Here is a 12,181-nt window from a genome sequence, read left to right as displayed (position 1 = left end):
GCGACTTGCCGACTCACGCGAATGCTCAGCCTGCTCGACTCATCGGATACGCAATCGGAAAAAGGGATGTCATGGCAAAGGATCAAATAGTCTGGGGAATTTTGGGCGCCGCAAAGATCAACGACAAGGTGGTCGTGCCCATGCACAACGCGCCGAAGTGCCGGGTGAAAGGCATCGCGTCGCGCTCTCTGGAGAAGGCGCGGGAAGCCGCGGCCAAATATGGCCTGGCTGTCGCATACGACGGTTACGAGGCGCTGCTCGCGGACCCGGAAATCGACGCGGTCTATATTCCATTGCCCAATCATCTCCACGTGGAATGGACGATCAAAGCGGTCGAGGCGGGCAAGCACGTGCTGTGTGAGAAGCCGATCAGCCTGGACGCGCAACAGGTCGAACGACTGATCGCAGCGCGCGACAAGAGCGGCCGATACATCCAGGAAGCCTTCATGGTTCGCACGCACCCGCAATGGTTGAAGGTGCGGACCTTGATCGACGAAGGCGCAATCGGCGAATTGCGGGCAGTGACCGGCGGCTTCACCTATTACAACACCAACGAAGAGAATATCCGCAACAAGAGCGAGCTAGGCGGCGGCGGGCTGCTCGATATTGGTTGCTATCCGATCACGACGTCGCGCTTCACGATCGGGCGTGAGCCACGGCGCGTAGTAGCGCTGGTCGAGCAGGATCCTGCCTTCAAGGTAGACCGGCTCGGCTCCGTGCTGATGGACTTCGATGGCGTGCAGGCGAGTTTCTTTTACTCGACTCAAACCTATCCGTACCAGCGGATGCAATTTCACGGTACCAAGGGGCGAATCGAAGTCGAAATTCCATTCAATGCACCAAACGATCGACCGACGCGGCTGCTAATCAGTGAGCACAATAGCGACGGTGTCGCGACTGATCGCTGGCTGGAACTTCCGGTGTGCGATCAGTACGGCGTAGCCGCCACCACGTTCGCGGAAGCGATCCTGAGCGGAGGCCCGCAAGCTATTGCGCTGGAAGATGCGCGCGCGAATATGCGGGTGATCGATGCCGTGTTCCGCTCGGCTCAGTCAGGCGCGTGGGAAAAAATCGCACAAGATTGAAGTGCAATGCTCGGGGGCACTTGCGCGGGTCAACGCGCGGGAAGTGCCCCTGCTGTCTGATCTCTACTTGGCTGGCGCAGTCACATCGCAATCGCCGCCATGGGTGCCGCTGCCAGTGTTTTTCAGCGTCAGCACGAGTCTGCTGCCCCGGTTTGCCGTCATGATCTGACCGTAGCTAACGGTCGGAATGAACTGGATATCCGGCGCGACCGCCACTGGCGGATTTCTCGCCCCGTCGATGGTCAGGTCGAGCTCCACGGTGATCGAGTCGATTGCGGCGCCCAGGCCCTGCTTGCGGCCGGCCTGATCTTTGCGGAAATTGCACAGGCCCTGGAGAACCTGCTCGAGGGCAGTCGGGATATCGACCGGCTTGCCCGGTGCGATCGGAGGCGTGTTGCAGCCAACGATCATGAACGGCAAAGTGCAAAGCGCTACATATCGCCAGGCTCGCATCGGCTCCCCCGCTCGATCTGGTGGACGTGGTGTCTGCCTTCCCATGCTGTCGCTGGTTCAGTGCCCAGCCGGCGCACGCGAACGCAAACGCTCAATACTTGATATTCCTGGCCGCCTGACGGCCGCCCTGCTTGGTTTGCCGCTTGTCCTGCCGGCACTGCGAATTGCTCTTCTGATCCGCGGCTCTGCACTCCTGCTTCGTATGACGGGCACCCTGGCGTGTCTCCTGGCGCACGTCGCGTCCAGCACGACGTTGCTGAGCCTGTTCGGTTGCCCAGGCGCTTCCCGCGCAAGCCATCGCGGACACGGCCATGACCGCGAGCGCGAACTGCCGGCTCCATGAAAACATGGCAGCCTCCCTGTCAGGTTGACGATGATTATTCCGGCTTTGTACAAGGGTGCCACGCGTGGATGCCGCGTCAATCGGACCAAGGTCCTAGGACCGTCGCGATGGCTTTGCCAGCTGGGCGGAGCTCAAACGGGGGTGTAGATCGAGAGTTTCAGCGACGGGTCGTCGTTCGCCTGAAACGTAGCGTATTGGTAACGTTGGTTTCCACGCTGAGGATGCGCGAGCACCTTCTCGCCAGATGCGCCGCCACGGACGTCATGCGCGATCCACCAGCCGGCGAACTCCGCACTCGACGAACGCAGGCGCTCCACTAGCTGGACGAACGATGGATCGGTGGCAAACAGATCGTGCGTTGCGCGAAAGAGCGCGATCATGCGGCGCGCTTCGTCTTCCCACGCGGGTCCGAATAGCCGCCGAGCTTCCGGTTCGATGAACATGAAAACGAGGATATTGCGGTCCGCCTCGTTCAGGCGATCGAAGCCGAGCAGATCGGCGGCCGCCCGGTTCCACGCCAGGATGTCCCACCGCCTGCCGGTCACGTATGCCGGCAGACCCAGGTCTGAAACGATGCGCGCGATTGCCGGCGGCACTTTCTCGGCAGCAAGCGTCCGCCGATCGTTGCTGCGCGCGAGCGCCCGCAGATGCGCGGCTTCCGCTTTGCCAAGCCGCAGCGCGCGAGCAAGCGCGTCGAGAGTGGCATCGGACGGGCTGACCGTTCGCCCCTGCTCCAGCCGCACATACCAGTCCACACCGATGCCCGCCAGTTCGGCAACTTCTTCGCGCCGCAACCCCGGCGTACGACGGCGCCGGCCGCTGCCGAGCCGCGCCGATGCCGGGCTCAGCTTCTCCCGGCGCGAACGCAGAAAATCGCCAAATTCACTCCGTCTCGATGCCGGCATGTTCGTCCTTGCAAGGAGGTATCGATGAATCCTGGGATAGTACCAGGCCTTGTTGCCTATTCTAGGTTCGCCAGAATGGGCTCGTCAGACCATCCTTGACGGAGAACGACGATGAAAGCTGCAATCCTGAATTCACTTGACCGGCCCCTCGCGATTACGCAGATGCCAGATCCGGAAATCGGCACGGGCGAGGTGATCGTGGATGTCGCCGCCGCGCCGGTGTTGTCGTACGCGAATGAGGTGTTCAATGGTCAGCGCCGCTATCCGCTCGAGTTGCCCATCGTGCCCGGCTGCGGCGCGATCGGTCGTGTAAGAGCGAGCGGTCCCGATGCGACTCATCTGAAGGTGGGCGACTGGGTGTTCTGCGATCCCACCGTGCGCTCGCGCGACGACGCGTTGATGCCCGATATAACGCTGCAGGGCTGGAGTTCTCGCGGAGACGGCGGCTTGCAACTGCAGCGGTACTTTCACGACGGCCCGTTCGCCGAACAGGTGCGCGTGCCGACCGAGAACGCGGTTCGTATCGCCGACATCGAGCGTGGCGAGGCGGCGCGATGGTGTGCGCTCAACGTGATGCTCGTGCCTTATGGCGGCCTGCTTGCGGCCGCGCTGCGGGCTGGCGAAACACTGCTCGTGAGCGGTGCTACGGGCAACTTCGGCAGCGCATGTGTAGCTGTCGCCCTTGCGATGGGAGCGCGCTGTGTGGTCGCGCCGGGACGCAATGAGCAAGCACTCGACGATCTGACACAGCGCTTCGGCGAGCGCGTGCGCCCAGTCAGACTTTCAGGCGATGAACAGGCGGATCGCGAACGGATGCAGCAGGCGGCTCCTTGTCCGATCGATTGTGTCATCGATCTGCTGCCGCCCTCGGCGCCGGTCACGGCCGTGCGCGCCGCGATGATGGCCGTGCGGCCGTACGGCCGCGTCATCTTGATGGGTGGCGTGGGCATGCTGGGCGGCGCCGGTCTCGAGCTGCCGTATCCGTGGCTCATGCGCAACGACATCACCGTGCGCGGCAAATGGATGTATCCGACGGAAGCGGTGACGCTGATGACGGGCCTGATTCGCTCGGGATTGCTCGATCTCCGTCATTTCGACGTCAAGACATTCCCGCTCGATCATGCCAACGAAGCGGTGTCCCACGCGGCCGCGAACGGCGGTCCATTCAGAATGACCGTGATCCAGCCATAGCCAGCGATTCAGCGAGCCCTCACTCGTCCGCCAAAAAATTCGGATGACTCGTGCGAATCTGATCGATCTGGCTCAGCGTCCCCGACAGATGTTTGCGCAACGCCGCCTGCGCGGCCTCGACATCGCCCTTGTCGATCGCATCGACGATCTCCGTATGATCGCGCACGACCGCCATCGTCTTGCCCTCCACCGGCAGATTCAGGCGCCGCAGCCGGTCGATATGGCCGCTCAGCCTGCGCACCAGATCCCATAGCTGCGGCACGCCCGCCGCCTCGTACATCTGCCGATGAAACGCCTGATCGAGCAGCGAGAACTGCTCGTAGTTCTTCAGGTCGAGCAATTCCGTTTGCCGCGCGATCGTGACGCGCAGTTCCGCGATCAGCGTGGCGTTGCGCTGCTCCGCGAGCGTGCGCACCACTTCGAGTTCGATCGAGCGGCGAAGGAAATGCGCCTGCAGCGCGGACGTCACCTTGATCTGGCTCACGACCGTCGCGTGCTGCGGATAGATATCGACGAGACCTTCCTCGCCGAGCTTCATCAGCGCGTCGCGCACCGGCGTCTGGCTGAGCCCGTAGCGGTTCGCGAGCTCGGTGCGCGACAGCACCGTGCCCGGCGTCAATTCGAGCGAAAGGATCATTTCGCGCAGTCGTTCGAAGACTTGCGGCGCGGCGTGGCGGGAGCGGTCGAGCCGGGTGACCGTCGCCGAGTGAGCGTGGTTTTTCATGGCAAAAAATTGAAGCTTGGAAGCAGGCGGACCGACGGGGGTCCGCTGAGGCACTAGTACTATAGCCGACGCCTGCCGCTTCCAGCGGCCTTGCGAGCGCGATTCGCGACGAAGTCGGCATGAGAGTTTACCCCACTAACGCACTAATATATTAGTGCTTTACGATTCGGCCCATCAAACTCCACTTATGCCGATTGCCATCATGACTCGCGACATCACCATCACGCAGGTGCGCATCACCCCGATCGCCTTCCGCGACGGCCCCCTGCTCAACGCCGCCGGAATCCACGAACCCTGGGCGCTGCGCGCAATCGTCGAACTGGAGACGAGCGACGGCCGCGTCGGCATCTCCGAAACTTACGGCGACGAACCGATGCTGCGTGTGCTCGAACAGGCGAAGTCACTGGTGATCGGCTTGTCGCCGTTCGACCTCAACCGCATGGAAGAACGCGTGCGGGGCACGATCAAGGCGACCCGGGGCGCGGTCGAATTCGAACTCGCGCCTGGCTCGCACGCGGCGAAGAACGCGCCCAAAGTCATCAGCACGCTCGAAGTCGCGATGCTCGACCTGCAAGGGCAAATCGTCGGTGCGCCGATCGTCGATCTGCTTGGCGGCAAGGTGCGCGACGCCGTGCCGTACAGCGCCTATCTGTTCTTCAAGTACGCCGAGCACATCGACAAGCCCTATGCGCCCGATGCCTGGGGCGAAGGCCTGAGCCCGGAGCAGATCGTCGCGCAGGCGCGCCGGATGATCGAGCTTTATGGCTTCCAGAGCATCAAGCTGAAGGGCGGCGTGTTCGAGCCGGCACACGAAATCGCGTGCATGCGCGCGCTGCATCAGGCGTTCCCCGGCGTGCCGCTGCGCCTTGACCCGAACGCGAACTGGACGCTCGAAACGAGCATCGCCGCCGCCCCTGAACTCGACGAACTGCTCGAGTACTACGAAGACCCGTGCCCGAGCCTCGAAGGCATGGCCGAACTGGCGAAGCACACGCGCCTGCCGCTCGCGACCAACATGGTCATCACGACGATGGGAGATTTCCGCCGCGGCGCCGAGATGGGTTCGGTCAAGGTCCTGCTGTCGGATCACCACTACTGGGGCGGCCTGCGCGCGACGCAGACGCTTGCACGCATGTGCAAGCTGTGGGATCTGGGCATGTCGATGCACTCGAACTCGCACCTCGGCATCAGCCTGATGGCGATGACGCACGTCGCGGCCAGCATCCCGAACCTGACCTATGCGTGCGACACGCACTACCCGTGGCAGGAGGAAGAAGTCATCAAGGGCGGCCGTGTGACGTTCGACAACGGCTCGGTGCGCGTGCCCACCACGCCGGGCCTCGGCGTCGAGCTCGACCGCGAGCGGCTCGCCGAACTGCATGCGCAGTATCTGTCGTGCGGCGTGCGCAATCGCGATGACCTCTCGCAGATGCGCAAGTACGAACCGGGCTTCACCGGCAAGAATCCGCGCTTTTAATTCTCGCTTCCAATCCGCGCCTACGAGGCTCGCGACGCGCAATGCGCGTCGCCATCGAAGGAGACAACCCCATGAGTAGCCCGATTGCCGACACGGCGCGGCCCGCGCTCGCCGGCGCGCTGGCGAGCGCGGTGCACAAGATCAAATGGCGCGTGCTGCCGCTGTTCGTCGTGATGTTCATCGTCAATTACATCGACCGCGTGAACATCGGCTTCGTGCGCCAGCATCTGAGCGCCGATCTGGGCATCGGCGCGGCGGCCTATGGGCTCGGTGCGGGGCTCTTCTTCATCAGCTACGCGATTTTCGAAGTGCCGTCGAACATCCTGCTGCAGCGCTACGGCGCGAAGCTGTGGCTCGCGCGTATCATGCTGACCTGGGGACTGGCCGCGGCCGGCATGGCATTCGTGCGCGGCGAGACGTCGTTCTACGCGATGCGGCTGCTGCTCGGCGCAGCCGAAGCGGGCTTCTTTCCCGGCGTCATCTACTACTTCACGCAATGGCTGCCGAGCAACGAGCGCGGCAAGGCAATGGCGATCTTCCTGAGCGGCTCGGCGCTCGCGTCGGTACTGTCCGGGCCGATCTCCGGCGGGCTGATGCTGATCGAAGGCGCGGGGTTGCGCGGCTGGCAGTGGATGTTCATCATCGAAGGCATGTTCTCGGTCGTGCTCGCGGGCTTCATCCTGCTGTGGCTCGACTCGAAGCCGCGCGACGCCGCGTGGCTCACCCGCGCCGAGCAGGACGCAGTGCTGGATGCGATCGACGAAGAGCAACGCCAGCGCGCCGCCGCGCACCCGGTCAAGCCGTCGCTCGGAACCCTGCTGCGCGATCCGCAAATACTGATCTTCTGCCTGATCTACTTCGCGGTGTCGCTGACCATCTACGGCGCGACTTTCTGGCTGCCCAGCATCATCCACAAGATGGGCCATTTCAACGACTTCCAGGTCGGCCTGTTCAACTCGATCCCGTGGCTGATCTCGATCGCGGCGATGTATCTGTTCGCGATGCTCGCGGCGCGCTTCAAGTTCCAGCAGGCGTGGGTGGCGTGCGTGCTGCTGATCGCCGCGCTCGGCATGTATGCGGCCGGCCAGGGCGGCCCGGTGTTCTCATTCGTCGCGATCTGCTTTGCCGCGATCGGCTTCAAGGCGGCCTCGTCGCTGTTCTGGGTGATCCCGCAGGGCTATCTCGACGCGCGGATTTCCGCCGCGGTGCTGGCGCTGATCAACTCGATCGGCAACCTCGGCGGCTTCGTCGCGCCGGCCGCCTTCGGCTTCCTCGAACAGAAAACCGGCTCGATCGAGGGCGGCCTCACCGGACTCGCGGTGATGTCGGTGATTGCCGCCGGGGTCGTGTTCTTCTCGCGCATGAGCCCGCGCGAAGGATTGCCCGCCTCAGCGCATTGACCGTATCGAACAACCGCATAGACACCATTTTCAGGAACCTTCAGGAGACACGATGAAAACACTAGAAGCAACGACGGCTGCCGCACGGACGGCCGTCGGACGATACCGATGGACCATCTGCGCGATGATCTTCGCGGCGACGACGATCAACTACATGGATCGTCAGATGCTTGGGCTGCTCGCGCCGCTGCTGCAAAAAGATATCGGTTGGAACCAGGTGCAGTATGCGCAGACCGTGATGGTGTTTACGGTCGCCTATGCGGTGGGTCTCGCGATCTTCGGCCGCATCGCCGATCGCGTCAGCACGAAGAAGGTCTACGGCAGCGCGATGGCGCTGTGGAGTCTCGCGGCGATGCTGCACGCGGTGGCATCGACCGTGCCGGGTTTCGCGGCTGTACGCGGTTTGCTCGGCTTCGGCGAAGCGGCCAATTTCCCGGTCGCGATCCGCACTACCGCCACGTGGTTTCCGAAGAAGGAACGCGCGCTTGCGACGGGCTTCTGGAACATGGGCGCGACGATCGGCGGCATCGTGGCGCCGGCCTTCGTGCCGATCGCCGCGGTGATGTGGGGCTGGCGCGCGACGTTCATCGCGGGCGGCGCGACCGGTTTCGTCTGGCTGGCGGTGTGGTGGCTGGTTTATCGGCAGCCTTCGGAGCATCCGTCGGTGTCGAAGGAAGAACTCGCCTACATCAATGCGGATCGCGAGGAAGTCGTCGAGCAGAAAGTCAGCTGGTTGTCGGTGCTCAAGTACCGCGAAACGTGGGCGTTCGTCTTCGGCAAGCTGCTGACCGATCCGGTGTGGTGGTTCTATCTGTTCTGGCTGCCCAAGTGGCTCAATGAGTCGCGCCATATCGATATCGCCCACATGGGCCTGCCGCTGATCGCAATCTATACGATGTCGTCGGTCGGCAGCGTGGCGGGTGGCTGGCTGTCGTCGCATCTGATGGCGCGCACCAACCGGCCGAATTTCGCACGCAAGCTCACGATGCTCATCTGTGCATTGTGCGTGGTGCCGATCGCAACGTTGTCGGCATTCCAGAGCCTGTGGTGGGCGGTGCTCGCCGTTGGTCTCGCGGCAGCGGCGCACCAGGGCTGGTCAGCGAATCTGGTCACGACGGTCGGCGACGTGTTTCCGAAGCGGGTGGTCGGCACGGTGGTCGGTATCGGCGGCGTGGCGGGGATGGTCGGTTCGTTCTTCTTCTCCGGCGTGATCGGCGAGACCTTGCAGCGCACCGGGAAATATTGGGCACTCTTTGCGGTCGGCGCATCGGCGTATCTGATTGCGCTGGGCATCATTCACCTGTTGATGCCGCGGATGACGGCGGTGAAGTTGCGCGATTGATGTAACGGTTGTCGGTGACACAACCGAAGGGCGGGGGACGCATCAGTGGCGTCCCCCGCCCTTTTTTGTCTGGACGGGGATGCAGCCGAGTTGATCCAGTGAGTGATTGGCACTCGCGCTTACTGATTGATTGGCTTTGTCAGTTCATCGAGCCGATGCGTGGTAATTCTCGTCATGCAGTCCCAAAACTCGACGAATCGCAACGATGCCTGTCCAGCCTCATACACTTCCGCATAACACTCGTTGTCGCGATAGAGGTTCCAGCTCTCCTGTGCTCTCCGGAAATATGGAAGTGCCTCGGGTTCGCCATTCGCTCGTAGCTCCTGGTCGCCGTCAACCATGATCCGCTCTATTGCAGATATCTTCTTCTCGAGCGTCTCCGAGATGCGTTCGAAATCGTGCTGAGCGCAAGCCGAAACGTCCATTGTCGCTAAGGCGTCATTCTTGCAAAATCTGTCAATTTGCTCCTGAGTTTTCCGGTGAAATATTGGCTAGCCGGCGCAGCTTTCGTGTAGTCGAACGCAGAGCCATAGATAGAGCCTGACGAATATGTATGTAGTCGGCGATGCGTAAGCGCCAAGCGACACAATTAACTACAAGTTCCAGTACTCTCGGCGTACCTGTTGGGGAAACAAGAGTGCGTTCGATTCGGTCACGCGATCTCGTGTACCTCCAACGCGCTCGGCGCTAAATGATGTGCCGGATGACGCATTCTGCTGTGTCAGCGGCGGTTGAAGCGTCTTACGACGCAATAAAAGATCCACGGATGGATCTTGAGCATGGTCATAGTGATGGAAAGCTTCAGATGCCGATCGGCAAACAGGCCAAGCAGGTGCTTCACGCGCAGCTTCTCCGATACGCTTTGCAGAATAGGGCTCGCGAGGCGGTAAGTCGGCGCGGTGATTGCGGTCTGAAACGCGATCGCGCGGAATGCCCAGCTGTATTTGAGCCGGAAGAAGAGGCGCTTGTAGTCGGTAATCGGGAGGGACGCGGTATTTTTTTCCACGCGGTCCATGATGGCAAAAAGGTCGACGACCTGCGGGTTGAAGCGTCTCGAAATTCCTGATTCACGGATCATGTACGAATAGAGGTTGTCCGGGATGAGGCGCACCACTTTCGAGTTGGCGAGCGTTTGCACCGACACGCAAACGTCTTCGAAGATGAGACCGCACGGATGTTCGGCTGCAACGAAAATGGAGCGGCGCACAAGCTTGTTCCAGCAAAAGGCTTGCAGCTTGAGTTCGAGAATTTTCTGGACGGCTTCCACGCCAGTGATAATGCCGTCGCCGGAATCGATCCGAGCGTTGACGGCGCCATCGGGACTGATGCGCTCGGCGGCGAAAATGACGACATCGGCGTCGTGCTGGTCGGCTTCGCGCAGCACGGTGGAAATGAGATCGCGATGGACGTGGTCGTCGCTGTCAACGCAAAGCACATAGTCGCCCCGCGCTTCCGATGCTGCGATTTTTCGCGTTTCAGCGAGCCCTTTGTTGTCGATGTTTCTGATTAACTTCCACGAAATGCGATCCTGTTGCGCGAGAACCCGGGCGGCGATTTCACCGGAGCGATCGGGGCTGCAGTCGTCGACGGCGATGATTTCGAAATCGGTGCTGGATTGTGACAGCAGTGAGTCGAGACAGTCCTCGATATAGTCCTCGACCTTGTAGATAGGCAGCAGAACGCTGATTCTCGGTGCGGACATAGACAATGCTCCTGGAGGTAAACGAGGCGTGAACTACCCGTTCTATATCGCAAAATCCCGGCTTCGCGACGAAATCAACTAATCACGAATCATGTTGTGGGAGCAAATCGGGCCGACCTGAAGTGCCGGCAGTCTGGGTCTACCAAGATCGCCAGCAACTGAAATAAGCAGACAATAAATTGGGTAAAACGGGACTATGGTCGCGGCGCAATCACAGGACAAGTCGACCAGCATGCGACCGGGAACGAAGTACACTACAGACTAGCTGTAAACGCATCGCTGCACCAATATCTTGTAGGAATCGGCACAAATTGGTGAGGTATTGGCGTATTCCACCACTGCGGCAGTGGATCAGGCAAGTATGTCAGATAGGAACTTTTAATGAAATCGTTTTTGCGATAATGAGACGAATATGCCAATAGTTATCAATTAAATCCGGTGTGTGAATACGTGTCATCAAATTAGCTGGATAACCCGCGCCCCAATGCTATTCGCATGAGTTTGCGAACGCCTTCATCGCGGCCGACTCTCTCTTCGGCGTTACTGATCAACCTCTGCATCACATCCGCGGGATAGATCTCGTCGAAAAGCTGATCGGATCCAGTACTGGCAAACACGTGATGCAGGAATGACCCCTTCGGTGGACAGACCCGTTTGAACACGCCAAGCTTAACCACACGATTATTCCAAAATTTAAGCGTATATGCATTGGTGCAAAGCGCAGCGCACTCTTCGAAATAGTGGGGCAAAAAGACCTTATAATAGGAATCGGCATGCACCGGATAAAACACTTTTTCAGCCAAGCCGGCCTTTGCACCATAGATCTCCGTCAAAATATGGGAGCCAGTAGCACGCCATTTTATATCGGTGTTCTCCATCGCTTCTACCCGCTGAATTACATCATGCAGCCGTGGATTCCCCGGGTCGAGGCGCAGGAGTGCGTTGCAAAGCAGATCCGGCTCTCCCCGGCCGACCAAGTCGCCCGCAATGTTCAGGTCAAATCGTCTCAGGAGAAGAATATCTGTGTCCGCCCAGATTTCATCCGTTTTGGTAAACATTATTAACCGGAAATAATCTGTGAAATGCGCCAATGAAGGAACGCCATTAACGGGAAAAGCGCTCAGCGAGTCGGCCGAAAGGATCGACTGGGCGTCCTTTTCGATCACGCCTTTTGGCAAGTTGCTGATGGGTTTATAACTATACACAGCGATTTCGCTGCCATTAGCAATGAACGTATTCAAACAAGCGATTTCATAAGGAGACAATTCCGGACCATTCCAGAACGTTGCAAATTTTGCATCGCTCATAATTTAGCCTCCTCGATTTGCTTCGTTGAGAGCATCGCCGCGTTGCTGCATACCATTGGAGACTCGGCAGTGCCGTACGCGAGAAGGTGGTTGCAACGGACTACACGATACGAGAGTTTATACAGAACTAAATGCGATCCATGGAGCATGTCTCTTTTCGCCCGACTAATGTCGCCAATGGTTGAGTGTGACTAATTAATCATTTATCGAAAATCTCCGCCGTCGACAAGTCGATCCTGACGTTCATCACAA

The 12,181-nt window shown here is 60.2% G+C and carries 12 protein-coding genes; 5 read left to right on the top strand and 7 right to left on the bottom strand.

Annotated elements, in window-relative coordinates:
- The first annotated feature begins 71 nt into the window (after positions 1–71).
- Positions 72–1,085 carry a Gfo/Idh/MocA family protein gene (locus VSR82_RS16735; protein ID WP_498857933.1) on the top strand — a complete coding sequence of 338 codons (1,014 nt, stop codon included), beginning with the start codon at positions 72–74 and terminating at the stop codon, positions 1,083–1,085.
- A 63-nt stretch (positions 1,086–1,148) separates the two neighbouring features.
- Here VSR82_RS16735 and VSR82_RS16730 read toward each other — a convergent pair whose 3' ends face one another.
- The 3 genes from VSR82_RS16730 to VSR82_RS16720 all read right to left on the bottom strand — a co-directional run bounded on the left by VSR82_RS16730 (position 1,149) and on the right by VSR82_RS16720 (position 2,786).
- Entirely contained in the window at positions 1,149–1,496 is a 348-nt protein-coding gene (locus tag VSR82_RS16730; RefSeq protein WP_498857932.1) for a hypothetical protein, read from the bottom strand.
- A 133-nt stretch (positions 1,497–1,629) separates the two neighbouring features.
- The gene (locus tag VSR82_RS16725) at positions 1,630–1,887 is read right to left on the bottom strand and encodes a hypothetical protein (protein ID WP_176366812.1); all 258 of its coding nucleotides are present in this window, start codon (positions 1,885–1,887) and stop codon (positions 1,630–1,632) included.
- A 125-nt stretch (positions 1,888–2,012) separates the two neighbouring features.
- Entirely contained in the window at positions 2,013–2,786 is a 774-nt protein-coding gene (locus tag VSR82_RS16720; protein ID WP_410850974.1) for a helix-turn-helix transcriptional regulator, read from the bottom strand.
- A 111-nt stretch (positions 2,787–2,897) separates the two neighbouring features.
- Between VSR82_RS16720 and VSR82_RS16715 the strand changes: the two genes are divergently transcribed.
- Complete coding sequence (locus tag VSR82_RS16715; protein WP_429462699.1) at positions 2,898–3,977, top strand: alcohol dehydrogenase catalytic domain-containing protein; 1,080 nt, start codon at positions 2,898–2,900, stop codon at positions 3,975–3,977.
- A gap of 19 nt (positions 3,978–3,996) precedes the next feature.
- On the opposite strand, the gene VSR82_RS16710 is transcribed toward VSR82_RS16715, so the two are convergent.
- A complete protein-coding gene (locus VSR82_RS16710) occupies positions 3,997–4,701 on the bottom strand; it encodes a GntR family transcriptional regulator (RefSeq protein WP_410850972.1) in 705 nt (234 codons plus the stop codon).
- 202 nt (positions 4,702–4,903) lie between these two features.
- Between VSR82_RS16710 and VSR82_RS16705 the strand changes: the two genes are divergently transcribed.
- The 3 genes from VSR82_RS16705 (at position 4,904) to VSR82_RS16695 (ending at position 8,920) form a co-directional block, all read left to right on the top strand.
- Positions 4,904–6,178 carry a glucarate dehydratase family protein gene (locus VSR82_RS16705; RefSeq protein WP_429462701.1) on the top strand — a complete coding sequence of 425 codons (1,275 nt, stop codon included), beginning with the start codon at positions 4,904–4,906 and terminating at the stop codon, positions 6,176–6,178.
- A gap of 71 nt (positions 6,179–6,249) precedes the next feature.
- Positions 6,250–7,578, top strand: a complete 1,329-nt coding sequence (locus VSR82_RS16700) for an MFS transporter (RefSeq protein WP_368584203.1) — start codon at positions 6,250–6,252, stop codon at positions 7,576–7,578.
- A 52-nt stretch (positions 7,579–7,630) separates the two neighbouring features.
- On the top strand, positions 7,631–8,920 hold the full coding sequence (locus VSR82_RS16695) for an MFS transporter (RefSeq protein ID WP_498857931.1): 1,290 nt from the start codon (positions 7,631–7,633) through the stop codon (positions 8,918–8,920).
- Between the two features lie 119 nt (positions 8,921–9,039).
- On the opposite strand, the gene VSR82_RS16690 is transcribed toward VSR82_RS16695, so the two are convergent.
- The 3 genes from VSR82_RS16690 to VSR82_RS16680 form a co-directional block, all read right to left on the bottom strand.
- Positions 9,040–9,345 (bottom strand): lysozyme inhibitor LprI family protein, encoded by a 306-nt coding sequence (locus VSR82_RS16690; protein WP_368584205.1) that lies wholly within the window; start codon positions 9,343–9,345, stop codon positions 9,040–9,042.
- A 296-nt stretch (positions 9,346–9,641) separates the two neighbouring features.
- Positions 9,642–10,622 carry a glycosyltransferase family 2 protein gene (locus tag VSR82_RS16685; protein ID WP_410850967.1) on the bottom strand — a complete coding sequence of 327 codons (981 nt, stop codon included), beginning with the start codon at positions 10,620–10,622 and terminating at the stop codon, positions 9,642–9,644.
- Positions 10,623–11,083: 461 nt separating this feature from the next.
- The gene (locus VSR82_RS16680) at positions 11,084–11,929 is read right to left on the bottom strand and encodes a hypothetical protein (protein ID WP_429462707.1); all 846 of its coding nucleotides are present in this window, start codon (positions 11,927–11,929) and stop codon (positions 11,084–11,086) included.
- Positions 11,930–12,181 lie beyond the last annotated feature (252 nt).

Origin of the sequence: Burkholderia sp. JPY481, assembly GCF_038900515.1 — a bacterium.
In the GTDB taxonomy this organism is placed as follows: Bacteria; Pseudomonadota; Gammaproteobacteria; order Burkholderiales; family Burkholderiaceae; genus Paraburkholderia; species Paraburkholderia youngii.
Note: the sequence above shows the minus strand (reverse complement) of the source record. Positions and strands in the feature narration are given on the sequence as shown.

What these genes read in the sequence shown, in the direction of transcription:
- VSR82_RS16700 (WP_368584203.1), top strand. Translation starts at nt 6,250, where the DNA reads ATGAGTAGCCCGATTGCCGACACGGCGCGGCCCGCGCTCGCCGGCGCG.
- VSR82_RS16690 (WP_368584205.1), bottom strand. Translation starts at nt 9,345, where the DNA reads ATGGACGTTTCGGCTTGCGCTCAGCACGATTTCGAACGCATCTCGGAG.
- VSR82_RS16710 (WP_410850972.1), bottom strand. Translation starts at nt 4,701, where the DNA reads ATGAAAAACCACGCTCACTCGGCGACGGTCACCCGGCTCGACCGCTCC.
- VSR82_RS16680 (WP_429462707.1), bottom strand. Translation starts at nt 11,929, where the DNA reads ATGAGCGATGCAAAATTTGCAACGTTCTGGAATGGTCCGGAATTGTCT.
- VSR82_RS16685 (WP_410850967.1), bottom strand. Translation starts at nt 10,622, where the DNA reads ATGTCCGCACCGAGAATCAGCGTTCTGCTGCCTATCTACAAGGTCGAG.
- VSR82_RS16695 (WP_498857931.1), top strand. Translation starts at nt 7,631, where the DNA reads ATGAAAACACTAGAAGCAACGACGGCTGCCGCACGGACGGCCGTCGGA.
- VSR82_RS16735 (WP_498857933.1), top strand. Translation starts at nt 72, where the DNA reads ATGGCAAAGGATCAAATAGTCTGGGGAATTTTGGGCGCCGCAAAGATC.
- VSR82_RS16720 (WP_410850974.1), bottom strand. Translation starts at nt 2,786, where the DNA reads ATGCCGGCATCGAGACGGAGTGAATTTGGCGATTTTCTGCGTTCGCGC.
- VSR82_RS16725 (WP_176366812.1), bottom strand. Translation starts at nt 1,887, where the DNA reads ATGTTTTCATGGAGCCGGCAGTTCGCGCTCGCGGTCATGGCCGTGTCC.
- VSR82_RS16730 (WP_498857932.1), bottom strand. Translation starts at nt 1,496, where the DNA reads ATGATCGTTGGCTGCAACACGCCTCCGATCGCACCGGGCAAGCCGGTC.
- VSR82_RS16705 (WP_429462701.1), top strand. Translation starts at nt 4,904, where the DNA reads ATGACTCGCGACATCACCATCACGCAGGTGCGCATCACCCCGATCGCC.
- VSR82_RS16715 (WP_429462699.1), top strand. Translation starts at nt 2,898, where the DNA reads ATGAAAGCTGCAATCCTGAATTCACTTGACCGGCCCCTCGCGATTACG.